The organism is Frigidibacter sp. RF13 (genome assembly GCF_026626305.1).
In the GTDB taxonomy this organism is placed as follows: domain Bacteria; phylum Pseudomonadota; class Alphaproteobacteria; order Rhodobacterales; family Rhodobacteraceae; genus TMP-24.
On record NZ_JAPNUE010000001.1, the window covers coordinates 429,298 to 453,683 of the forward strand.

Consider the following 24,386-nt stretch of genomic DNA (forward strand, 5'->3'; position numbering starts at 1 on the left):
ATGACGGCAAGCGCCTATGCCGCCCTCAAGGTCGTCGAAGGGACGGCCGGATGTGACGGAGACAGATATGACCATCCTGAAATTTTCCGCGCCGATGATCGCACCGGTGATCGCGCTCGCCGCCGCCGCGACCGCCGCTGACGCCCGCGACCAGCTGCAGATCGCCGGTTCCTCGACCGTGCTGCCCTATGCCACCATTGTCGCCGAAGCCTTCGGCGAGAATTTCGACTTCCCGACCCCGGTCGTGGAAGGCGGCGGTTCGGGTGCGGGCCGCAAGAAACTCTGCGAAGGCGTGGGTGACACTACGATCGATATCGCCAACTCCTCCTCGCGAATCAAGCAGTCCGACATCGACCTCTGCGCCCAGAATGGCGTGACCGAGATCATGGAAGTCCGCATTGGCTATGACGGGATCGTCTTCGCCTCTGACATCAACGGCGCCGATTTCGCGCTGACGCCCGCCGACGTCTGGGGCGCGCTTTCGGCGCAGACCGTCAAAGACGGTGCACTGGTCGCAAATGGCGCCAAAAGCTGGGCCGACGTGAATGCCAGCCTGCCCGCGCAGGACATTCTGACCTTCATCCCCGGCACCAAGCACGGCACGCGCGAAGTGTTCGACGTCAAGGTTCTGGAAGAGGGCTGCAAGGCCGCCGGTGCCTATGACCTGTTCCTCGCCGCCTCGGCTGGCGCCGATGACGATGCCAAGAAGAAGGACGCCATTGCCGGCTGCACCACGCTGCGCACCGACGGCGTCTCTGTCGACGTGGACGGCGACTATACCGAGACGCTCTCGCGCCTCGATGCCAACAAGAATGCGGTCGGCGTCTTTGGCCTGTCGTTCTACGAGAACAATACGGACAAGCTGAAGGTCGCGACGATGGACGGCGTGGTGCCCTCGGTCGAGACGATCTCGTCGGGCGACTATCCGGTCTCGCGCCCGCTTTTCTTCTACGTGAAGAAGCAGCATATCGGCGTGATCCCGGGCCTGAAGGAATTTGTCCAGTTCTTCGTCTCCGACGAGATGGCGGGGCCCGATGGCGCGCTGGCTGACTACGGCCTGGTGCCTGACCCGGAGCTGGCCGCGACCCAGGCTGCAGTCGATGGCGAAACCATCATGAAGCCGCTGAACTGATCCTGACGACATTTCCGGGGGCGGCACTCGCCCCCGGATCATCCGGAAAGACCGAAATGACGCTTCGCTGCCTTGCCCTGATTGCCGCCGCGCTCCTTCTTCCGGGTGCGACCTTCGCGCGCGACCAGATCCAGATCGCGGGTTCCTCGACGGTGCTGCCCTACGCGACCATCGTTGCCGAGGCTTTTGGCGAGAACCGCGGCTTTCCGACCCCGGTCGTGGAAGGCGGCGGATCGGGTGCGGGCCGCAAGAAGCTTTGCGAAGGGCAGGGGGAGGCGACGCTCGATATCGCCAACTCCTCCTCGCCGATCAAACCGTCGGATATCGAGCTTTGCCGCGCGAACGGCGTGACGGCGCTGATGGAAGTCAGGATCGGTTACGACGGCATCGTCTTTGCCTCGCGCCGCGAAGGCCCGGAATTCGCGCTGACGCCCGAACTGATCTGGCGCGCGCTCGCGGCCCAGGTGCCGCAGGGCGGCGCGCTTGTTGCGAACCGCGTCTCGCGCTGGAGCGAAATCGACCCGGGCCTGCCCGACCAGCCGATCACCGCCTTCATCCCCGGCACCAAACATGGCAGCCGCGAGGTCTTTGACCAGAAGGTGCTGGAGACAGGTTGCGCCGCCGCCGGGGCCGAAGCGCTGTTTGCCGCCGCCGCCACGGGTAGCGAGGACGAAAAGGAGCAGGCCGCCCAGAAAGCCTGCCTGATGCTGCGTGCCGATGGGCGGTCCGTCGATATCGACGGCGATTATGCCGAGACGCTGGCCCGCGTCGCGGCCAATCCCGATGCGCTCGGGGTCTTTGGCCTGTCGTTTTATGAAAACAACGCCGACAAACTTAGGGTGGCGACGGTGGGCGGCATTGCGCCCACGGTCGAGACCATCGCCAAGGGCGAATACCCTGTGTCGCGGCCGCTTTTCTTCTACGTGAAGCCCGCGCATTTCGATCTGGTGCCGGGCCTGCGCGATTATGTGCTCTACTTCCTGTCGGACGAGATCGCCGGGCCGGGAGGGCTTCTGTCAGGCTACGGTCTGGTACCCGACCCCGAGCTTGCTGCATCCCGTGCCGCCGTCGAGGCGGGTCAGGTGCTGGACATGGGCGGAGAGGCCGCCCAGGCACCCGCAGCCGCGCCGGAGCCTGCCAACGCGGCGTCCGAAGCAACCGGATCAGCCGGGACAACGGATGGTCGGCCGGTCCTCATTGCCCTTCTCGCCCTTGCCGCGCTCGGGCTGGCTGCCTTCCTTTTCGGTCGTCAGCGCGCCGCGCGCCTGCGGGCGGCCGGGACAGCGATCTTCCATTCGGTGCCCGCCTATCACGGCGCGCTTGTTCTTCTCTCGACCGTCCTGCCCGGCGCGCTTGGCCTTCTGGCCTGGGGCGGGGCCGGGCCGCACGGCTCGCCTGCGCTCGCCGCGACGGCGACCCTTCTTCCCGGCTTGGCTGGCGGTGCCTACGGCTATGGCCGCATCTCCCCCGATCTCAGGGCGCGGACAGCGGTCGAGCGGGTGGTGATGGCGGCGCTGATCGGCTGTTCGCTGATCGCGGTCCTGACCACGGCGGGCATTTTTGCCTCGCTCGTGGTCGAGGCCGGGCATTTCTTCCGCCTCTATCCGGCGGCGGATTTCTTCTTCTCGACCACCTGGAATCCGCAGTTCCGGGGCGGCTCTTCGCTTGGCATCTGGCCGCTGATCTGGGGCACATTCTATGTCTCGCTCATCGCGCTTCTGGTCGCCGTGCCGGTCGGGCTGATGTCCGCGATCTATCTGGCCGAATATGCCTCGAAACGCACGCGCGCCTGGGTGAAACCGGCCATCGAGATCCTCGCGGGCATTCCGACCATCGTCTACGGCCTCTTCGCGCTGATCACCGTCGGCCCCTTGCTGCGCGACTGGTTCGCTCAGCCCCTGGGCCTCGGCTCCTCGTCCTCATCGGTGATGACCGCCGGTCTGGTTATGGGGATCATGGTCATTCCCTTCGTCTCCTCCCTGTCCGACGACATCATCAACGCCGTGCCACAGAGCTTGCGCGACGGTTCGCTCGGCCTTGGCGCCACGCGGTCCGAAACGGTGCGCCAGGTGGTGCTGCCCGCCGCCTTGCCGGGGATCGTTGGCGCGATCCTGCTGGCTGCCTCGCGCGCCATCGGCGAGACGATGATCGTGGTGATGGGTGCGGGCGCGGCGGCGAAACTGTCGCTCAATCCGTTCGAGGCGATGACCACCGTCACCGTGAAGATCGTGAGCCAGCTGACCGGCGATACCGAATTCGCGAGCCCCGAGACGCTTGTGGCCTTCGCGCTCGGCCTGACCTTGTTCCTCGTCACGCTCGGCCTCAATGTGCTGGCCTTGGTGATCGTGCGCAAATATCGGGAGCAATATGAATGAGCGGCAGATCGCTTTTCGCCAAGGACGCCCGCACCGCCGCCCGCAACCGGGCCGAACGACGGTTCCGCGCCTTTGGCTTCTCGGCCATCTTGCTGGCGCTTCTGGCGCTCGTCTGGCTGCTCGTCTCGATCCTTACGGCGGGTGCGCCCGCCTTCCGCCAGACCTTCCTGACCTTTCCGGTGACGCTGGAGGCGAAACTTCTCGACAAGTCGGGCATCGCCGATCCGGCGGCCTTGTCGAAGGTGACGACCACCACATATGGCAAGCTGCTCGCCAAGGCGCTGGAGGCCGAAATCGCCGCGCGCGGTATCGAGGCGGGAGACATGAAATCCAAGGACTTCGCCAAGATGCTGTCGGAGGAATCGGCGGCAACCCTGCGCAATATGGTGCTCGCAGACCCGTCGCTGATCGGCCAGACCATCACCTTCCGCGCCCTCGCGTCCGGCCGGATCGACGGCTATTACAAAGGCCGGGTGACGATGGAGAGTGCTGCACTCGACAAGAATGTCTCGCCCGCACAGCTCGCTCTCGCCGAACGGCTGAAGGAAGCGGGCGTTCTGACCATCACTTTCAACCCGGGCTTCCTGACCATGCCCGATGCGTCGGACAAGCGGCCCGAGGCCGCGGGTCTTGGAATCGCCATTGTCGGCTCGTTCCTGATGATGGCGGTTGTGCTGGTGCTGTCCCTACCAATCGGTGTGGCCGCCTCTGTCTACCTTGAGGAATTCGCGCCGAGGAACCGCTGGACCGACCTCATCGAGGTGAACATCGCCAACCTCGCCGCTGTCCCCTCGATCGTTTACGGTATCCTAGGTCTTGCGATCTTCATCAACTTCGCGGGTCTGCCGCAATCGGCGCCCATCGTCGGCGGCCTTGTGCTGACGCTGATGACGCTGCCGCGGATCATCATCCCCACGCGCGCCGCACTGAAGGCTGTGCCGCCCTCGATCCGCGATGCCGCACTCGGGGTAGGGGCCTCGAAACTGCAGACGGTCTTTCACCATGTCCTACCGCTCGCGATGCCCGGCATCCTGACCGGCATGATCATCGGCCTCGCCCAGGCACTTGGTGAAACCGCGCCCCTCCTCCTCATCGGCATGGTCGCCTTCGTGCGCGACTTCCCCGGCGGCTTCTTCGATCCGGCCGCAGCCCTGCCGGTGCAGGTCTATAACTGGACCACCCGGGGCGATCCCGGGTTCGTCGAACGGGCCTCGGGCGCGATCATCGTGCTTCTGGCCTTCCTCATCCTCATGAACGCGGTCGCGATCTTCCTGCGCCGCAAATTCGAACGTCGCTGGTAAGATCACCATGAAAGACCAAAGAGCGGAGCGCGCCGTGGATATCGAGACGGTAAAGATCAGGGCCGACAAGGTGCAGGTTTTCTATGGCGAGAACCATGCGATCAAGGATGTCGACGTGAACATCCTGGACAAGACGGTGACCGCTTTCATCGGCCCCTCGGGCTGCGGCAAGTCGACCTTCCTGCGCTGCCTAAACCGGATGAACGACACGATCCCCTCCTGCCGGGTGGAGGGCGGGATCACGCTCGACGGCGAGGATATCTACGACCCGCGCGTCGATCCGGTCCAATTGCGCGCCAAGGTGGGCATGGTGTTCCAGAAACCCAATCCCTTCCCGAAGTCGATCTACGACAACGTCGCCTACGGGCCGCGCATCCACGGGCTGACGCGGTCGAAGGCAGAGCTTGACGAGGTCGTGGAGAAATCGCTGCGCCGCGCCGCGCTTTGGAACGAGGTGAAGGACCGTCTTCAGGCGCCGGGCACCGGCCTGTCGGGGGGCCAGCAGCAGCGCCTCTGCATCGCGCGTGCGGTCGCGACCGAGCCGGAGGTGCTTCTGATGGACGAACCCTGTTCGGCGCTCGACCCGATCGCCACCGCCCAGGTCGAGGAATTGATCGACGAGCTGCGTGAAAACTTCTCGGTCGTCATCGTCACCCATTCGATGCAGCAGGCCGCCCGCGTCAGCCAGAAAACCGCCTTCTTCCACTTGGGCAACCTTGTCGAATATGGCGAGACGACGCAGATTTTCACCAACCCGCGCGACCCGCGCACCGAAAGCTACATCACCGGCCGGATCGGCTGAGGAGACGGACATGGCAGAACAACATATCGCCCGCGCCTTCGACCGCGACCTGGAAGCGATCCAGGCGCTTGTGATGAAGATGGGGGGCATGGTTGAAACCGCGATCCTCGATGCCGCGAAGGCGCTGGAGGCTCGCGACGAGGAGCTGGCCGAAGAGGTGCGCCGAGCCGACAAGGCGATCGACGCTCTGGAGATGAAGATCAACGAGGAAGCCGCACGGGTGATCGCGCTCCGGGCGCCGACAGCATCCGACCTGAGGCTGGTGCTGACGGTGATGAAGATTGCCGCCTCGCTGGAACGCGTGGGCGATTATGCCAAGAACATGGGCAAGCGCACCCAGGCTCTGGCACAGATGGGCGCGCAAGGGACGGTCACTGGTTCCGGCGCCTCGCTCAGGCGGATGGCCAAGACGGTGACCGAGCTTCTGTCGGATGCGCTGAACGCCTATGCGGGCCGCCATCTGGACCTTGCGCAGGACGTCCGCACCCGCGACCGCGAGGTCGATCAGATGTACAATGCGCTCTTCCGCGAGTTCCTGACCCATATGATGGAAGACCCGCGCAATATCACCGCCTGCATGCATCTGCATTTCATCGCCAAGAATATCGAGCGGATGGGCGATCATGCCACCGCGATCGCCGAACAGGTGGTCTATCTGATCACAGGCGATCTGCCTGACGATGACCGGCCCAAGGCGGAGAACGTCGCCGATCTGAAACCTGCCGCGGGGGCGTGAGGATGGACCGCAATTCTCCCTCGGTTCTGGTCGTCGAGGACGAACCGGCGCAGCGTGAGATCCTGGCCTATAACCTCGAGGCGCAGGGGTTCCGCGTCGCCCAGGCCGATGACGGCGAAGAAGCGCTGCTGATGGTGGCCGAGGATACGCCCGATGTCATCGTCCTGGACTGGATGCTGCCGAGCGTCTCGGGGATCGAGGTTTGTCGGAGGCTGAAGAGCCGGGCAGAGACCAAGGGGGTTCCGATAATCATGCTCTCGGCACGGTCCGAAGAGGTGGATCTGGTGCGGGGTCTTGAAACCGGCGCCGACGATTATGTGGTGAAACCCTATTCGGTCGCCGAACTGATGGCGCGCGTCCGCACCCAGTTGCGCCGCACGCGGCCCGCGAGCCAGGGCGAGCTTCTGGAATATGAGGATATCACCCTCGACGCCACGACCCACCGCGTCCATCGTGGCGGGCAGCTTCTGAAGCTCGGGCCGACCGAGTTCCGGCTTCTGACCACTTTCCTCGAAAAGCCCGGCCGGGTCTGGAGCCGCGAGCAATTGCTCGACCGCGTCTGGGGACGCGACATCTATGTCGATACGAGGACCGTGGATGTACATGTCGGCCGGTTGCGGAAGGCACTTTGTGCCCATGGCGGCGAGGATCCGCTCCGCACCGTGCGCGGCGCGGGCTACGCGCTCGGCTGAGGCGGAATTCCGTCGACGGCAGGGATCGCCGCAGAATGACGCCCCGATCAGCGGATTATCTGCGTTAGCGCTAACAAACTTATTGCATTCCCTTGCCAAAACACCGAAACCCGGCTTGACCGGTCCGCATTTTTCAGTATCGCAGGACCTCGTCGAAGGGCAGGGCAGGTTGAACCAGATGACAAAGGCACTTGGTCTTGGCAGGGGCTCCACTGAGGCGCTCAAGACCGACATTCTCAGGCATCTGACCTTCACGCTCGGCAAGGACGCTGATCATGCAGCGGCCTATGACTGGCGACTGGCGATCTCTTTCACTTTGCGCGACCGGCTCGTCGAACCCTGGTTCCGTGCGACCCGACGCACCTGGGCCGAAGACCGCAAGCGGGTCTATTACCTGTCGATGGAATTCCTGATTGGCCGGATTCTGAAGGACGCGGCCATCAATATCGGTCTGTGGGACGATCTTCAGGAAGTGGCGCAGGGCCTCGGCCTTTCACTCGATGAGATTGCAGGCGATGAACCGGATGCAGCCCTTGGCAACGGCGGGCTCGGTCGCCTTGCTGCTTGCTATATGGAAAGCATGGCAACTCTCGGATGTCCCGCCTATGGCTATGGCATCCGCTACGAACACGGCCTCTTCCGGCAACGTTTTCAGGGCGGCCAACAAGTAGAAGCGCCCGAAGACTGGTTGACGATGCGCAACCCGTGGGAATTCGACCGCCCCGAGGCTGCCTACACGATCGGCTTCAAAGGCGAGATAAAGAATGGCCACTGGCAACCAGCCGAGACAGTGTCGGCTTGGGCCCACGACATGCCGGTCATCGGCTGGCAGGGCAAATGGGCGAACACGCTGCGTCTCTGGTCGGCCAAACCCACCACGCTTTTTGATCTTGAGCGGTTCAATCGGGGCGATCATACGGCTGCGGCCGAGCCGGAGGCGCTGGCGCGAACGCTGAGCCGGGTGCTTTACCCCGACGATACGACTTACGCCGGCAAGGAATTGCGGCTCAAGCAGGAGTTCTTCCTCACCTCTGCCGCGTTGCAAGATATCGTTCGGCGCTACAGTGACGCCCATGGGGATCTGCGCGGCATCGCCTCGAAGGTCGCCATCCAGATGAACGACACCCATCCGGCGATAGCGGGGCCAGAATTGGTGCGTCTCTTGTGCGACGATCACGGGTTAGGCTTTGATGAGGCCGCAGACATTGCGCAGCAGACACTTGGCTATACCAATCATACGCTTTTGCCCGAGGCGCTTGAAACCTGGTCGACCTGGCTCGTTGGCAATGTTTTGCCGCGCCACATGCAGATCATCGAGCAGATCGATGCGCGCCATGCGAAAACCCACCCCAGCCGCAACCCGCGCACGGCCATCGTGCGCGACAACAATGTACATATGGGCGAACTCGCCTTCATCACCTCGCACAAGGTGAACGGCGTTTCGGCGTTGCACAGCGAACTGGTGAGGAAGACGCTCTTTCCCGAGCTTGATGCGCTGCATCCCGGCCGGATCGTGAACCAGACGAATGGCGTCACCCCCCGGCGCTGGCTGCGGCTGGCCAATCCCGGACTGTCAGCCCTGATCACCGAGTCTATTGGCCCCGGCTGGGAGGCCGATCTCGATCGGCTGAAGGCCCTGGAGCCGCTGGCAGACGATGCCAAGTTTCGCGCCGCATTCCGTGCTGCGAAAGCAGCCAGCAAACGGGATGTAGCTGACTGGATCGAACGGACAATCGGGACGCAGGTTGATCCTACTGCAATTTTCGACGTGCAGGTCAAACGCATCCATGAATACAAGCGTCAACTTCTGAACCTCCTGCATACGATTGCGCTTTGGCACCGCATCCGCAGCAATCCCGACGTCACCCTCGCGCCCCGCGTGAAGATTTTCGCCGGCAAGTCGGCGCCGGGCTATGCGGTCGCGAAAGAAATCATTCATCTGATCAATGATGTTGCGGCGGTTGTTAATAGCGACCCCGCCATGCGCGGTCGTCTCGCCGTGGTTTACCCCCCCAACTACAACGTCTCGATGGCCGAAAGGCTGATCCCGGCAACCGATCTGTCGGAGCAGATCTCAACGGCGGGCATGGAGGCATCGGGTACCGGCAACATGAAATTCGCCTTGAACGGGGCGCTGACGATAGGGACTCTCGACGGCGCGAATGTCGAAATCCGTGAGAAAGTGGGGGCCGAGAATTTCTTCCTGTTCGGCCTTGCCGCGGGGGAAGTGAACGACCGCCGCCGCAACGTGCTGCATGCGCGCCAGGCGATCGAGGCGAGCCAAAGTCTAAAAGACGTGCTGATGATGATCGCGGAGGGCCGGTTCAGCCCCTCCGCTCCCGGCCGCTATCATGGTCTGGTCGATCGCATGTGGCAGCATGACCACTTCCTCGTCGCATCGGACTATGCCGCCTATGAGGCGGCGCAGGATCAGGTCGATGCAGTCTGGAGCAATCCTGACACTTGGGACCGGATGGCGATCCTTAACGTGGCGCGCATGGGCTTTTTTTCCTCGGACCGAGCAATCCGTGGTTACATGAAAGAAATCTGGCAGGTGGAGTCGGCTCTCGAAGGAGAATGACGGGATGATGGCCGGACGCGAACGGTTCTTGTCGACCAGCGAGGCGCTGGCCCTGTCTGACGCGCGACACGGCGACCCGTTCTCGGTTCTCGGCCCGCATGACGGCTGGCTTCGCACCCTTGCGCCCGGTGCCCGACAAGTATGGGCTGTCACAGACGATGGTCGGCTTGCGCTTGCTCGGAACTCGCGTGTGCCCGACCTTTGGGAGGGTGCGGTCGCGGGCGCCTACTGGCTGGAGGCGCAGGGCGCGGACGAGAGCGCCTGGCAGTGGGAGGATCCCTACCGGTTCGGGCCGGTGCTTGGTGAGATTGACGAGTACCTTTTGGGGGAAGGCAGCCATTTGCGGCTTTGGCATGTGCTCGGCGCCCATCTCGCCACGCACGAGGGCCTGCCCGGAACTCATTTCGCCGTATGGGCACCAAACGCTGTCCGGGTCTCGGTGGTGGGCGACTTCAACCAGTGGGATGGGCGCCGGGCAATGATGCGCCGCCGTGGCGCAACGGGTGTCTGGGAAATCTTTTTGCCGCATGTCGGTGAAGGGGCGGTCTACAAATACGAAATCCTCGGACAAGCAGGCCTCTTGCCCCTGAAAGCCGACCCGGTCGGCTTTGGCGCAGAAATGCCCCCCGCGACCGGATCGCGCGTTCGTGCGTTGGACCGTCATGTCTGGGGAGACGGGGACTGGATGTCAGGTCGTGCGACCCGTCACAGGGTCGATGCCCCGGTCTCGATCTACGAGGTTCATCTGGGCAGTTGGCAGCGCGACCACGAAGGGCGGGCTCTGACTTACCGCGAACTAGCGGACCGACTGATCCCGTATGTGACTGGTATGGGTTTTACCCACATCGAGCTTCTGCCGATTACCGAACACCCGTTCGACGGGTCCTGGGGCTATCAGCCGATCGGCCTGTATGCTCCGACCTGCCGACACGGCACACCCGAGGATTTTGCATTTTTCGTCGATCACTGCCATCGCGCCGGTATCGGCGTGATCCTCGACTGGGTTCCCGGCCATTTTCCGACCGACCAGCATGGGCTTGGACGGTTCGACGGAACTTCGCTTTACGAGCATCAGGATCCCAAGGAGGGATTTCACCAGGACTGGAACACACTCATCTACAATTACGGGCGGCGTGAAGTCCTGAATTACCTGATTGCCAACGCCCTGTATTGGCTTGAAGAATTCCACCTGGACGGGTTGCGCGTCGATGCCGTCGCCTCGATGCTGTACCGGGATTATTCGCGGCGTGACGGTGAATGGGTGCCGAACAAGGACGGCGGCCGAGAAAATTACGAAGCGATCGATTTCCTGAAGAACATGAACCGGCTTGCCTATGGCGCCCATTCCGACATCCTTACAGTGGCCGAGGAATCCACGGCATTCCCCGGCGTCTCAAGACCTGTCGATCATGGCGGCCTGGGCTTCGGCTACAAATGGAACATGGGCTGGATGAATGACACGCTCAGCTACATGGCGAAGGATCCGATCCACAGGCGCTGGCACCACAACCAGATGACTTTTGCCCTGACCTATGCCTGGTCAGAGAACTTCATCCTTCCCATCAGCCATGACGAAGTCGTCCATGGCAAAGGGTCCATGATTACCCGGATGCCCGGAGACGGAGAGCAAAAATTCGCCAACCTGCGCGCGCTCTACGCCTATATGTGGTGTCATCCGGGAAAGAAACTCCTGTTCATGGGGCAAGAGTTCGCGCAGGGGCGTGAATGGAACCATGACGGGCCGCTGGACTGGTTCCAGGTTGACCACCCTTCTCACCGCGGCGTGCAGACGCTGGTGCGCGATCTTAACCGGCTATACCGGACGGAACCGGCGCTGCATGCCACCGACACGAGGGCCGACGGGTTCTTCTGGCTTGACGCGGACGACGCAAACCGTTCGATCTATGCGTTCGTCCGGCAAGCAGCGGATCAACCCCGCATTGCGGTGGTTGCGAACATGACCCCGGTCATGCAGGTGGGCTACCGACTGGGATTGCCTTCACAAGGACACTGGCACGAGGTTCTGAACACCGATGCCGGGGACTATGGCGGGGCAGGGCGCGGGAATATGGGCTCCGTGAGCACAGAGCCTATTCCCGCGCAAGGTCAGAGCCAGTCCGCCGCGATCGTCCTGCCACCTTTATCAGTTCTGGTATTCAGGGAAACAAAGGGAGAGTGAGGCCATGCGACCCAGACCAAACGCACGTCTATCTTCGCAAGCCATGGCCTTTGTCCTGGCGGGGGGGCGTGGCAGCCGGCTGAAGGAACTGACCGACAAGCGCGCGAAACCTGCGGTCTATTTCGGAGGCAAGACCCGGATCATCGACTTCGCGCTTTCGAACGCCCTGAACTCTGGCATACGCAAGATGGCGATTGCGACGCAGTACAAGGCCCATTCACTGATCCGCCACATGCAGAGGGGATGGGGTTTCTTTCGGGCCGAGCGGAACGAGTACCTCGACATCCTTCCCGCCTCCCAACGCGTGGACGAGACGCACTGGTACATGGGAACAGCCGATGCGGTTCGACAAAATATAGATATCGTAGATAGTTACGGGGTTAAGTTCATTATCGTTCTGGCGGGTGATCATATCTACAAGATGGATTACGAAATCATGTTGCGCCAGCATGTCGATACCGGCGCGGACGTGACCATCGGCTGCCTGACCGTGCCACGCAAAGAAGCTTCGGCTTTCGGAGTCATGGCCGTCGACAAGACCGGTCGGATCACTGAATTCATGGAGAAACCCAAGGACCCGCCCGGCATGCCGGGTGATCCCGACAGCACGCTCGCCTCGATGGGCATCTATGTCTTTGACTGGGCCTTCCTGCGCGACCTGCTTTTGAAGGATTCCGAGGACGAGAACTCCAGCCACGATTTTGGAAACGACCTTATCCCAGCCATCGTCAAGGGCGGAAAGGCAGTGGCGCACAAGTTCTCGGAAAGCTGCGTCAAGAGCGGTCTTGAAGAAGAACCCTATTGGCGCGACGTCGGTACGATTGACGCCTTCTGGCAAGCCAATATCGACCTGACCGATTTCATCCCGAAGCTCGACATCTACGACAGTTCATGGCCGATCTGGACTTATGCCGAGATCGTTCCCCCGGCCAAGTTCATCCATGATGAAGACGGGCGGCGCGGCTCTGCAGTGTCTTCTCTGGTCTCGGGAGATTGCATTGTTTCGGGCTCTGAAGTACGCAATTCCCTGTTGTTTACAGGGGTTAGATCGCATTCTTATTCCTCCCTGGAGTATGCGGTGGTGCTGCCTTATGCCGTGGTCAACCGCAAGGCCCGGCTGAAGAATTGCGTGATTGACCGTGGCGTCATCATCCCCGAAGGACTGGTGATCGGAGAGGATCCGGAGGAGGATGCGCGCTGGTTCCGCCGCACGGACGCAGGCATAGTGCTGATCACCCAGGAGATGCTGGACCGACGCGCGGTGGCGTTGGACTAACGAGTCCGATGGAAGGGGACCCGGCGCAAGGATGAACGAGGAAGGAATGTCAGCGCAGAAAAGGGAGGGAAGCGTTCTGTCGGTCGCGTCTGAGTGCGTGCCGCTGGTCAAGACTGGCGGGCTTGCTGACGTGGTCGGCGCACTGCCTGGCGCTCTGGCGCCCGAGGGCTGGGAGGTTCGCACCCTGCTGCCCTCTTATCGGGGTCTGGTTGAGCGTCTGGACGGCGCACGCGATGTCTGGGCGGCGCCCGATCTCTTTGGCGGTCCCGCACGGATTGTCGCGGGTAGCGTCGGATCGGCGGAGTTCTACCTTCTTGACGCGCCGCACCTTTTCGACCGTACGGGCGGCCCCTATTCGGTCGCGGGGTCGGATCATCCAGACAATCCAGAGCGTTTTGCCGCGCTCTCTTGGGCGGCAGCCTCAATCGCGGCTAAAGGGGACGCCGACGGCTGGCGACCAGACGTGCTGCATGCCCATGACTGGCAGGCGGGGCTTGCGCCTGCCTATCTGAGCTGGGCCTTCCCGGGCACGGGCGTTGGCACCATCCTTACCATTCACAACATCGCCTTCCAGGGCATCGCCCCCGCGGCCAAACTGATGCGCCTAAGGCTTCCATCAACACAGTTCCACCCTGGTGCTCTGGAATACTGGGGCAATATCAGTTCGTTGAAGGCCGGTCTTATCACAGCCGATCGCGTTACTACCGTCAGTCCCACCTACGCCGAGGAACTGAGGCGCCCGGCTTTTGGCATGGGTCTGGAAGGGGTGATCGCTGATCGGGGCACGTCTTTGTCGGGCATCCTGAACGGGATTGATACCACAGCCTGGAATCCTGCGACTGACTCAGCCGTCACGCCCTATTCTGCGACTTCCATGGCGGGCAAGGCAGAAAACCGCAAGCTTCTCGCCGCCGAATTCGGGCTTGGTCCCGACAGCGGACCTCTTGCCATTGTCGTCAGCCGACTGTCCCACCAGAAGGGCATGGATATCCTGGTTGATGCGCTTCCTGGCTTTGTTGCCGGAGGCGGAACGCTCGCACTGCTTGGGTCTGGAGACAGTGACCTAGAGGCTGCGCTCAGCACGCTCGCCGCACGCTTTCCCGGCAAGGTCGGCGTGAGGATCGGCTATGATGAAGACCTCTCACACCGGATGTTCGCGGGTGGCGATGCGGTCATCGTGCCTTCGCGGTTCGAACCCTGCGGGCTGACGCAGCTATATGGGTTGCGCTACGGCACAATTCCGGTCGTGGCCCTGACAGGTGGGCTGGCCGATACGGTCATCGGTGCCACTCCTGCCAGTCTCGGGGCGGCCGCGGCGACGGGGATCACCTTCCATCCTGTCGATCGGCTGGCCCTGACGCGGGCGCTTGACCAACTCCTGCATCTTTATGCCGACAAGCCGGTCTGGAAAGCGCTGCAGAAGCGGGCGATGAAGGCTGATTTCGGCTGGGGCCGTGCGGCTCGCGCCTATGCTGATCTCTATGCTTCGGTGGCAGCTGAATGACCGCTCACGCGTCAAGGGCGCTGACCCCGGACTTCGGGGCGCTGGCCGGCCCGGGCGGCACGCAATTCACACTTTTCTCGGCCAATGCCGAACGGATCGACCTTTGCCTGTTCGAGAACGGGACAGAGCGGCGTATTCCCATGCAACGAGCCGGACACCTCTGGCAATCCTTCGTCCCGGGCATTGGGCCGGGGCAGGCTTACGGCTACCGCGCCCTGGGACCATGGGCACCCGAGGCAGGTCATCTGTTCAATCCCGCAAAACTGCTGCTAGATCCCTATGCGCGCGCGTTGGACGGTCGGCTTTCCTGGCATCCCGCGATGACCGGATACGCCGGCGCCTCTCCCTTCACCAGCGGCCCCTCGCATGAAGACAGCGCACCGCACGTCCCAAAATGCCTGGTCACTGCGTCGCCGCCGCCAGCAGCGCGTGCGCCTGACCGACCGGTCGAACTGGTCTACGAGGCACATTTGAAGGGTCTGACACGGCTACACCCGGCACCGGCAGAGGCTTTGCGCGGTACGTGGGCAGGCCTGTCCGATCCTCATATGATTGCCCATCTGCGAAGCATCGGGGTGAGCCATGTCGAGCTTCTCCCGGTTGCAGCCTTCATCGACGACCGCCATGTCGCAGAACGCGGCCTGCCCAACTACTGGGGCTATCAGCCGATCTGCCATCTGGCGCCAGAGCCGCGCTATCTGGGCGCCGGGCAGGACCCGCGCACGACCATCGCGGCGCTTAAGGCGGCGGAAATCGGGGTCATCCTCGATGTCGTGTTCAACCATACTGGCGAGGGCGATCTGACGGGGCCGACCATCGCGTTCCGTGGCCTTGACAACGCCAGTTACTACCGCCTCACGCCGGGCGGCGGTTATGTCAACGACACCGGCTGCGGAAATACGATGAACCTTGCCCATCCGATGGTTGCGCAACTTTGCCTTGACGCGCTCCGCCACTGGGCGGCCATGGGGATCGCGGGGTTCCGCTTTGATCTGGCGGTGACTTTGGTGCGGGACGGCGCGAGTTTCCTTGACCAACTGCGCGCCGACCCGATCCTCGGCCGGCTCATCCTGATTGTTGAGCCCTGGGATCTTGGACCGGATGGCTACAGGCTTGGCCGTTTCTCCGCACCGTTCCGCGAATGGAATGACCGGTTCCGCGATGATGTTCGCAGGTATTGGCGTCACGACGGACGGCAGGGTGATCTGGCGCGGCGGCTGGCCGGCTCCGCCGAAATCTTCGATGCTCCCGGTCGGCAGCCAGAGGCGTCGGTCAACCTTCTTAGTGCGCATGACGGCTTCACGCTTGCTGATCTCGTGAGTTTCGCTGACAAACACAACGATGCGAACCGCGAAGGCAACCATGACGGCCATACCCACAATCTTTCAGACAATCTGGGCGTTGAAGGGCCGACGACCGATCCCGTGATCGCAGGCGCCCGGGCCCGGCGGGTACGGGCAATGCTCGCGACGCTGTTTGTATCGCAAGGCACGCCGATGCTGCTCGCAGGTGATGAGCTGGGGCGCAGCCAGAACGGCAACAACAATGCCTATTCGCAGGACAATCCGATCAGCTGGACCAATTGGACCGGCGCAGACACCGCGCTTGCGAGCTATGTGGCACGCCTTGCGGCCTTGCGCCGACGCTTTGGTGCGCTTCGCCAGCATCGCTTCCTGCATGGTGCACTGGGGCCTGACGGCCGGCGCGATCTGGCCTGGTACACCGCCGACGGGCGTGAGCCTACGGGAGTCGACTGGGACGCACGAGGCGAATGGCCGTTCGGCATGTGCCTCAGCGACACGCGCGGCAGGATATTCGTGATCTTCAATAGCGGAGGCGAAGGGCACTTTCTGTTGCCTGCAGGTCCCTGGCAGCTGGAACTTGACAGCTCCGCCCCCGACCGGCCAGTGACCGCCCATACCGGCAAGATCGCCGTGGCCGCCCAATCCGTTCTTCTGTTCAGCCAAACCGGCCCGGCCGGAAAGTGAGGTTCCGATGCAGTTTCTGACCATCCCAACCCAACCGATCGAGGGGCAGAAGCCGGGAACCTCGGGTCTGCGCAAGAAGACCAAAGTCTTCATGGGTCGGCACTATCTCGAAAACTTCGTGCAGGCGATCTTCGACGCAATTGGCGGCGCCGAAGGCAAGACCTTCGTCCTTGGCGGCGACGGGCGCTATTTCAACGACCGTGCTGCCCAAGTGATCCTGCGCATGGCAGCGGCGAACGGCGCCAAGAAGGTAATCGTCGGGAAAGGGGCCATTCTGTCTACGCCGGCCGCCTCTCATCTGATCCGCCTGAACCGGACCGACGGCGGGATCATCATGTCCGCCAGCCATAATCCCGGCGGGCCGGACGAGGACTTCGGCGTGAAATTCAACATGCCAAACGGTGGTCCGGCGCCAGAGGCGGTGACCGACGCGATATTCGCGCAAACGAAGGCGATCAGTCACTATCGCATTGCAGAGACGACCGATGTCGATCTGATGAAGATCAGCGACCAAACTATTGGGAATATGACAGTATGCGTCGTCGACCCGGTGTCTGACTATGCCACCCTGATGGAAAGCCTTTTCGATTTTACGAAGATGCGCGCCCTCTTTGCTGGCGGCTTTCGGATGCGGTTCGATGCGATGTGTGCGGTGACCGGGCCCTATGCAAAGGAAATCCTGGAAAACCGCCTGGGCGCACCCTCGGGGACTGTGACCCACGCCACGCCCTTGCCGGATTTCGGCGGAATGCATCCCGACCCGAACCCGACATGGGCGCATGAGCTCATGGACGAGATGATGGGCCCGGATGCACCCGACTTCGGAGCAGCTTCGGACGGCGACGGCGACCGCAACATGGTTGTCGGGCGGGGCATCTATGTGTCGCCATCGGATTCGTTGGCGGTTCTCGCCGCAAACGCGCATCTGGCGCCGGGCTACCGGGCGGGTCTGAAGGGCGTCGCGCGCTCCATGCCGACGTCTGCGGCGGCGGACCGGGTGGCCGAGGCGTTGGGGATCGGTTGCTATGAGACTCCGACAGGGTGGAAGTTCTTTGGCAACCTGCTTGACGCCGGCCGCGCCACGCTTTGCGGCGAGGAGAGCTTCGGTACTGGGTCTGATCACGTCCGTGAAAAAGACGGGCTGTGGGCGGTGCTTCTGTGGTTGAATATCCTCGCCGAACGCAAGGAAACGGTTCAGGAAATCCTTTCCACGCATTGGCGGAAGTTCGGTCGCAACTATTATTCACGGCATGATTATGAAGCGCTGCCGGTCGCACAGGCCGAAGGGATTATGGGTGCACTCCGCGCGCGGCTCGCGGATCTGCCGGGGCTGGCGGTCGAGGGGCTGAAGATCGCCTCGGCAGACGATTTCGCCTATAAGGATCCAGTCGATGGCTCGCTCTCTAAAGGGCAGGGCATCCGCATCGCGTTCGACGGCGGCTCCCGTTTCGTCCTGCGCCTGTCAGGCACCGGAACGGAGGGCGCGACAATCAGGCTCTATCTGGAACGGTTTGTGGCAGGACCCGAGGGGCTCGATACCGAAGTGCAGGCGGCATTGCAGCCAATGATCGACGCGACCGAGATCCTGGCTGGGATCAAGGCGGCGAGCGGACGCATGGGGCCTGATGTTGTGACCTGACGCAAGGCCGGGGGTTCAGCACCCCCGCACCACTGTGGGATATTTGGCCCACAGTAAGGGGGTTTAGCCTCTGATCCTCAGACCTTGCGCATCGAAGGCATAGGCGTGGCGCGGGTCGAAATCGAGGGCGACCGTTTCGTCGACGCAGTGGGGGTGCTGACCGAAGAGGCGGACTGTCACGGTTTCGCCCGCTTCTGTCGTGACCAGAAGGTTGGTATCGCCGCCCAGCCGCTCGACATGGGTAATACGGCCCTTTATGCGGCCGGTTTGACCGACGGTCAGATGTTCGGGCCGGATGCCGAGCGTTGCGCCAGATGCACCTAGCTGGCCTGCGGCAAGGAAATTCATCGAAGGCGCACCAAGGAAACCAGCAACGAACTGGTTGGCCGGATCGTTGTACAACGCCATGGGCGAGCCGACTTGCTCGATCCGCCCGTCGCGCAGAACAACGATCCGGTCGGCGAGCGTCATTGCCTCGGTCTGATCGTGGGTGACGTAGATCATGGCCGCGCCCAGTTCGCGGTGCAGCCGGGCGATTTCGACGCGCGTCGCCATGCGAAGTGCTGCATCGAGGTTGGAGAGCGGTTCGTCGAACAGGAAAAGATCAGGCTTCCGCACGATTGCCCGGCCGATGGCCACCCGCTGGCGCTGGCCACCCGACAGTTCCGCCGGGCGGCGCTTCAGATAGGGCTCCAGACTCAGCATCTGGGCAGCGCCCTGGATGCGTTCAGCGATCACGGCCTTTGCTTCGCCGGCCTGCTTCAGGCCAAGCGCCATGTTCCCCTCGACATCCAGATGGGGGTAAAGCGCATAGGACTGGAATACCATCGCGATGCCGCGTTTTGCAGGCGGCGTCATCGTCACATCCTTGCCGCCGATCTCGATCCGGCCCGAGGTTGCATCCTCGAGCCCGGCGATGGTGCGCAGAAGCGTCGATTTCCCGCATCCTGACGGGCCGACGAAGACGATGAACTCTCCCGGCTCGACGGTCAGGCTGATGTCTTTCAAGACATCAACGGAACCGAAGGATTTATTGATGTTTTCAAGGGCTAGGGCGGTCATCTTCAACCTTTCAGATCGATGGCGCGGCCGGTGCGGATGCTTTCGTCGGCGGCAAGGCAGATGGCAAGCGACTGGACGGCGTCTTCCATGTGGCGAGTGAGGTCGATGTCTTCGGCGATGGCCCGCAGCATGTAGGCCTGTTCGGCATCACACAGCGCCTGGTGCCCGGGTTCGCCCGGGAAGTCGATATCGCGGTCGGTGCCGTTCACGCGGTGGATGCGAAGCGCGCCGACCTTTGTGTGGCCTTCAACGCTGTCGCTGTCGGGGTGCATGCCGGAAAGGATCGAGATGGCGCCATTGGGGCTGATCACATCCTTCACGAAATAGGCAACCTCGGACATCATCGGACCCCAGCCGGCTTCGTACCAGCCGACGGAACCGTCTTCAAAGACCACCTGGAACTGGCCGTAATTGTACATGTTTGCCGCGATCTCGTCCGACAGACGCAGCCCCATGCCATGGACGCGGACAGGTTTCGCGTCAGTGATCTGGCACATTACGTCGACATAATGCACGCCACAGTCGACGATGGGCGGTGTCGTCTGCATCAGCTGCTTGTGGGTGTCCCAGGTCGCACCGGTCGATTGCTGATTCAGGTTCAGCCGGAATACATACGGCCCGCCAAGCGCCCGCGCCTCTGCGATCAGCCGCTGCCAGGAGGGGTGGTGACGCAGGATATATCCTACGACCAGTTTACGGCCGTTCGCCGTGGCACAATCCACAACCCGGCGGGCGTCAGCGACGGTGGTCGCGAGCGGTTTTTCGACGAAGACATGGGCGCCCGCCTCCATCGCAGCACAGGCGTAGTCAGCGTGACTGTCGGAATAGGTCGCGATGACGGCGAGGTCCGGCCGAGTCTCGGTCAGCGCCTCGTAGTAGTCGCCGAAGGCCGGATATGCGGCAAGATCGGGGTGCGCGCAGCTGCCGCTGCGATTCACGAGGCCGACGATTTCCGCATCGGGGTGGTGATGGTGGGCTAGGGCGTGGCTCAGCCCCATATTGCCGAGACCGGCGACCAGAACCCTCATTTGACTGCCCCCGAGGTGATGCCGCGGATGAGCTGCCGTGAGAAAATGACGTAGAGCACCAGCACCGGCAGGATGGCGAGCGACAAGGCTGAGAGAACGGCATTCCAGTCCGTCACGAATTGGCCGATGAAGACCTGGGATCCCAGCGTCAGCGTCTTTGTGCTTTCGCCCGGGGCAAGGATCAGCGGGAACCAGAGGTCGTTCCAGATCGGGATCATGTTGAAGACGGCGACCGTAGCCATAGCCGGACGAACAAGCGGTAATACGAGCTTGAAAAAGATCGCATATTCGCTCATCCCGTCGATGCGGCCGGCGTTCTTCAGATCGTCCGACACCTGGCGCATGAACTCCGACAGGATGAAGACGGCCAGTGGTAGGCCTTGCGCGGTATAGACGAGGATCAGCGCCAGAAGCGTATTGATAAGGCCGGTCTGCACCATGAGTTCCAGGATAGCGACGGTACCAATGCGGATCGGGATCATGATGCCGAGCGCAAGATAGAGGCCCATCAGTGTGTTGCCCCGGAAGCGGTATTCCGACAGCGCGAAGGCTGCCATCGCGCCGAAGAGAAGGATGAAGAACAGGGAAACCACGGTGACGATGAAGGAATTCTGGAAATAGAGGAAGAAATCCCCCTGCTTCATCACCGTCTGGTAGCCGATCAGCGAAAAGGCGTCGCCCACCGGCGGGGTCAACGGTTCGGCGAAGATCGCCTTACGCGTCTTGAACGAGTTGATGATGATCACGAAGACCGGGAACAGGGCGATCAAGGTGTAGAGGATCAGCGCCCCGTGCGCGGCGGCGGAATTCAGCGGGTTATGGCGTGCCTTGTTCATCGGACCCTCAGAACTGGTAGCGGCGCATGCGGGTCTGGATGCCCCAGAGGTAGATGCAGACGCCAGTCAGGATGATGACGAACATCGCGGTTGCGATGGCCGAGCCCATATGGGGGTCGCCCAACTGCAGCTGGAAGCCGAAGAAGGTGCGATAGAGGAAGGTGCCCAGGATATCGGTCGAGAAATTCGGCCCAGCCAGCGCGCCCTGTGCGGCATAAATAAGGTCGAAGGCATTGAAATTGCCGACGAATGTCAGGATCGAGATGATGCCGATCGAGGGCAGGATCAGGGGTAGTTTGATTTTCCAGAAGGCCGCCCAGCCAGTCAGGCCATCGATCTCGCCCGCCTCCAGCACCTCTTCGGGGATCGACAGAAGGGCGGCGTAGATCAACATCATCGGGATCCCGACGAACTGCCAGACCGAGATCAGCGCGAGCGTGGTGAGTGCATATTCCTCTTTCCCGAGCCACGGTGCGAACAAAGATTTCAAGCCGACCGCGTCGAGCATGCCGGGCGCGATCCCCCAGATCGGCGAGAGGATCAGCTTCCAGGCAAAGCCTACGATCACGAAAGAGAGGATTGTGGGGATGAAGATTGCCGAGCGATAGAAGGCCGAAAAGCGCAGGCGCGGATGCGACAGGATCGCCGCAAGCGCGATGCCGATCGGGTTCTGCACGATCATATGGATGATGAAGAACCAGACATTGTTGCCGAGCGCGTTCCAGAAGGACGCCGACCAGCGCGGGTCGCCGAAGAGTGTTCGGAAATTCGCGAGGCCGGCAAAATGGCGCCCGCCCGCTTCGCTTACATAAAGAGAAAGCCGCAACGTATTGAAAAGCGGCCATATCATCACCGCCGTATAGACCAGCACCGCGGGTGCCAGAAAGATGATGATATGGGAACGCGGTCGCCCGGCCATCTCAGCCCCTCTTTCCTTCACTGTGGTTCAAATATCCCCGGGGGGGTGCGGGGGGCAGGCAGCCCCCCGCTGGATCGGGCGCATCAGCGCCCGGTCCTCATTGCTGCGGCGCGTACCAGGAGGCGAGGCCCTCCTGCAGTCGCTTGCCGGCGTCCTCCGGCGTTTCGGTGCCCTTGATCGTGTTGACGCTGGCGTTCCAGGTCTCGGTCTCAAGGTTCGGCGTGCCGCGCGACAGGATCTGGTAGGTCGAGCGGATCGTCGAATGGCACTTGTCGCGCCAGCTGACAAATTCCTGCGCCAGCGGGTCTTCCATGGCGACCGGCGACGAATTCAGGCTGAAGAAGCCAGGCAGGGCGTTTGCATAGAGCGCCGCGAATTCGGCCGAGCCGACCCAGTCGAGGAAGACCTTGGCCTCATCCGGGTGCGCGGACTTGGCATTCATCCCAAGCGCGATGTCGGTATGGTCCGAAATGTAGCACTCGTCGCTCGCGTTCGCGACCGGCGGCGGGAAGGCGCCCATCTTGAAGCCTGCCTGGGCATTGAAGCCCGAGATTTCCCAAGAGCCAGCCGGATAGACGGCGGCGCGACCCAGCGTGAACAGGTTCTGGCTGTCGGGGTAGGTTTGCGCCTCGTAACCGTCGCCCAGATAGGCGCCCCATTTGGCCAGTTGCCGGTAAGGGGCAACCCAGGCCTCGTCGGTCAGCTTCTGCTCGCCCTTGATCAGCGCCAGACGCCCTTCCTCGCCCTTCCAATAGTTCGGGCCAATGTTGTTGTAACCCATGGTCGCGGCTTCCCACTGGTCGTTGGTGCCCATCGCCATCGGGATGTAGGTGCCGTCTTCCTTGATCTTGTCGAGGGCCGCGAAGAATTCGGCCTCGGTGGTGGGAACCGCGATACCGAGCGCGTCGAACGCATCCTTATTGTAGATGAAGCCGTGGATGACCGAAGCCATCGGCACGCAGAAGGTGGCCGCGCCATCGTCGGTCTGCCAGGCGGACTTGGCGACGCTGGAGAAGTTGGCCATCGAGGCGAGGCCCGACAGATCGGCGAGTTGGCCCTTTTCGTAGAGCGCGAGCGACGCGTCGAACGGACGGCAAGTGATCAGATCGCCCGCAGTGCCCGCATCGAGCTTTGAATTCAGCGCCGCGTTATATTCGGCCGGTGCCGTCGGCGCGAAGACCACCTTGATGCCGGGGTTTGCAGCTTCGAAGGCCGGGATGATCTTGTCCTGCCAGATGGTCAGGTCATCGTTGCGCCAGCTTTCGATGGTCAGCGTCACATCCTCTGCCGAGGCCGCGCCGCCCAGAAGCGACGAGGTCAGAAGCAGGGCCGCCAGTCTTGTCTTTGTCATAAGGAACTCCCTTGGTTGGCAATCTCTCCGGCGTTGGCCGCCGGCAGTCTCAGCCGCGCGAGCGCCGCGCGGAGATTTCCGTGATGGGTGGCGAGCATCGCCCGTGCCTCGCCGGGCGTCTGCCCGAGCGCGACAAGCACCGCCGCCTTGGTGTCGCCGCCCGTCGCTTCAAGGCTCTTGATGGCCGCCGCCGGTCTGACCTCGGCGATGGTCGCCACGATGCCCGCCGCGCGGGCGCGCAGCTTGGTATTGTCGGCCTTCAGGCCCACCATCATCCCGTCATGCACCTGGCCGAGTTGGATCGCGGCGAGCGTCGACAGAAGGTTGAGCGCAACTTTCTGCGCCGTGCCTGCACCCATCCGGGTCGAACCGGCGATCAGTTCGGGCGGCGTCAGCAGCGCGATGGATGCGTCGGCCAGCTCGAAGATTGGCGCATTGCGGTTGTTGGCTATTGCCACGATCCGGGCGCCGCCGCGCCGCGCCGCGCGCGCCAGTTCAAGCGGGTAGGGGGTGGAGCCCGAGGCAGTGACGGCGATCACCAGATCGCCTGCGCCGAGCGTGACCCCGGCGGCAGCGCCCGCAGCGCCGTCATCTTCGGTATCGCCCGGCATATGCGCATCCGTGGGAATGCCGCCTGCCATGCAAAGCAGAATACGTTCGGCCGGAATACCGTAGGTGCCGGGCAGCTCCATCCCGTCGGCATTGGCCATCAAGGCCGAGGACCCGGCGCCTGCATATACGAGGCGTCCTCCGCCAGCAATGGCGTCGGCCATCAGCCGCGCGCCCTGGGCGATATCGGGAAGGGCCCGCTCGACCGCAGCGACCGCTGCCGCCTGTCCGGACAGAAGCAGCGCCAGAATCTCGGCTACCGGCCGCGCATCCAGTCCCGCAGCATCGGCATGCAGATTTTCAGTCTGTTTGTCGGCCATCGAATCCCCCTTGATCAAGGAAGATACCTTTATAATACCTTTCAATCAAGCCCCAT

General features: G+C 62.6%; 18 protein-coding genes and 1 pseudogene. 13 read left to right on the forward strand and 6 right to left on the reverse strand.

Annotation, left to right across the window (positions count from 1 at the left end; translation table 11 throughout):
- The first annotated feature begins 67 nt into the window (after positions 1-67).
- The 13 genes and pseudogenes from OU426_RS02050 (at position 68) to OU426_RS02110 (ending at position 18,205) form a co-directional block, all read left to right on the forward strand.
- Positions 68-1,132 (forward strand): substrate-binding domain-containing protein, encoded by a 1,065-nt coding sequence (locus tag OU426_RS02050; protein ID WP_267632182.1) that lies wholly within the window; start codon positions 68-70, stop codon positions 1,130-1,132.
- Between the two features lie 56 nt (positions 1,133-1,188).
- A pseudogene (locus OU426_RS02055) lies at positions 1,189-2,202 on the forward strand (PstS family phosphate ABC transporter substrate-binding protein); the annotation flags it as partial.
- 126 nt (positions 2,203-2,328) lie between these two features.
- A complete protein-coding gene (pstC, locus tag OU426_RS02060; RefSeq protein ID WP_267632894.1) occupies positions 2,329-3,507 on the forward strand; it encodes a phosphate ABC transporter permease subunit PstC in 1,179 nt (392 codons plus the stop codon).
- Entirely contained in the window at positions 3,504-4,808 is a 1,305-nt protein-coding gene (gene pstA / locus OU426_RS02065) for a phosphate ABC transporter permease PstA (protein ID WP_267632183.1), read from the forward strand. Before pstC ends, pstA begins: the two co-directional genes overlap by 4 nt.
- Before the next feature lie 7 nt (positions 4,809-4,815).
- A complete protein-coding gene (gene pstB, locus OU426_RS02070) occupies positions 4,816-5,610 on the forward strand; it encodes a phosphate ABC transporter ATP-binding protein PstB (protein WP_267632184.1) in 795 nt (264 codons plus the stop codon).
- A 10-nt stretch (positions 5,611-5,620) separates the two neighbouring features.
- Entirely contained in the window at positions 5,621-6,346 is a 726-nt protein-coding gene (phoU, locus tag OU426_RS02075; RefSeq protein ID WP_267632185.1) for a phosphate signaling complex protein PhoU, read from the forward strand.
- A gap of 2 nt (positions 6,347-6,348) precedes the next feature.
- On the forward strand, positions 6,349-7,038 hold the full coding sequence (gene phoB, locus OU426_RS02080) for a phosphate regulon transcriptional regulator PhoB (protein ID WP_267632186.1): 690 nt from the start codon (positions 6,349-6,351) through the stop codon (positions 7,036-7,038).
- A gap of 178 nt (positions 7,039-7,216) precedes the next feature.
- Positions 7,217-9,619, forward strand: a complete 2,403-nt coding sequence (locus OU426_RS02085) for a glycogen/starch/alpha-glucan phosphorylase (RefSeq protein WP_267632895.1) — start codon at positions 7,217-7,219, stop codon at positions 9,617-9,619.
- A 4-nt stretch (positions 9,620-9,623) separates the two neighbouring features.
- The gene (gene glgB / locus OU426_RS02090) at positions 9,624-11,798 is read left to right on the forward strand and encodes a 1,4-alpha-glucan branching protein GlgB (RefSeq protein WP_267632187.1); all 2,175 of its coding nucleotides are present in this window, start codon (positions 9,624-9,626) and stop codon (positions 11,796-11,798) included.
- 4 nt (positions 11,799-11,802) lie between these two features.
- Positions 11,803-13,074: a glucose-1-phosphate adenylyltransferase gene (glgC, locus tag OU426_RS02095; protein ID WP_267632188.1), complete on the forward strand. Its 1,272-nt coding sequence runs from the start codon at positions 11,803-11,805 to the stop codon at positions 13,072-13,074.
- 46 nt (positions 13,075-13,120) lie between these two features.
- Complete coding sequence (gene glgA / locus OU426_RS02100; RefSeq protein WP_267632189.1) at positions 13,121-14,578, forward strand: glycogen synthase GlgA; 1,458 nt, start codon at positions 13,121-13,123, stop codon at positions 14,576-14,578.
- Positions 14,575-16,566 carry a glycogen debranching protein GlgX gene (gene glgX, locus OU426_RS02105; RefSeq protein ID WP_267632190.1) on the forward strand — a complete coding sequence of 664 codons (1,992 nt, stop codon included), beginning with the start codon at positions 14,575-14,577 and terminating at the stop codon, positions 16,564-16,566. Before glgA ends, glgX begins: the two co-directional genes overlap by 4 nt.
- A gap of 7 nt (positions 16,567-16,573) precedes the next feature.
- Positions 16,574-18,205: an alpha-D-glucose phosphate-specific phosphoglucomutase gene (locus tag OU426_RS02110; RefSeq protein ID WP_267632191.1), complete on the forward strand. Its 1,632-nt coding sequence runs from the start codon at positions 16,574-16,576 to the stop codon at positions 18,203-18,205.
- A gap of 63 nt (positions 18,206-18,268) precedes the next feature.
- Here the strand turns inward: OU426_RS02110 and OU426_RS02115 are convergent, their stop codons facing one another.
- The 6 genes from OU426_RS02115 to OU426_RS02140 all read right to left on the reverse strand — a co-directional run bounded on the left by OU426_RS02115 (position 18,269) and on the right by OU426_RS02140 (position 24,330).
- Complete coding sequence (locus OU426_RS02115) at positions 18,269-19,267, reverse strand: ABC transporter ATP-binding protein (RefSeq protein ID WP_267632192.1); 999 nt, start codon at positions 19,265-19,267, stop codon at positions 18,269-18,271.
- Between the two features lie 2 nt (positions 19,268-19,269).
- Positions 19,270-20,295: a Gfo/Idh/MocA family protein gene (locus OU426_RS02120; RefSeq protein WP_267632193.1), complete on the reverse strand. Its 1,026-nt coding sequence runs from the start codon at positions 20,293-20,295 to the stop codon at positions 19,270-19,272.
- Positions 20,292-21,131 (reverse strand): carbohydrate ABC transporter permease, encoded by an 840-nt coding sequence (locus OU426_RS02125; RefSeq protein ID WP_267632194.1) that lies wholly within the window; start codon positions 21,129-21,131, stop codon positions 20,292-20,294. Before OU426_RS02125 ends, OU426_RS02120 begins: the two co-directional genes overlap by 4 nt.
- A gap of 7 nt (positions 21,132-21,138) precedes the next feature.
- The gene (locus OU426_RS02130; protein WP_267632195.1) at positions 21,139-22,050 is read right to left on the reverse strand and encodes a carbohydrate ABC transporter permease; all 912 of its coding nucleotides are present in this window, start codon (positions 22,048-22,050) and stop codon (positions 21,139-21,141) included.
- A gap of 97 nt (positions 22,051-22,147) precedes the next feature.
- Complete coding sequence (locus OU426_RS02135) at positions 22,148-23,401, reverse strand: ABC transporter substrate-binding protein (RefSeq protein ID WP_267632196.1); 1,254 nt, start codon at positions 23,399-23,401, stop codon at positions 22,148-22,150.
- A complete protein-coding gene (locus tag OU426_RS02140) occupies positions 23,398-24,330 on the reverse strand; it encodes an N-acetylmuramic acid 6-phosphate etherase (RefSeq protein WP_267632197.1) in 933 nt (310 codons plus the stop codon). Before OU426_RS02140 ends, OU426_RS02135 begins: the two co-directional genes overlap by 4 nt.
- Positions 24,331-24,386: the final 56 nt, after the last annotated feature.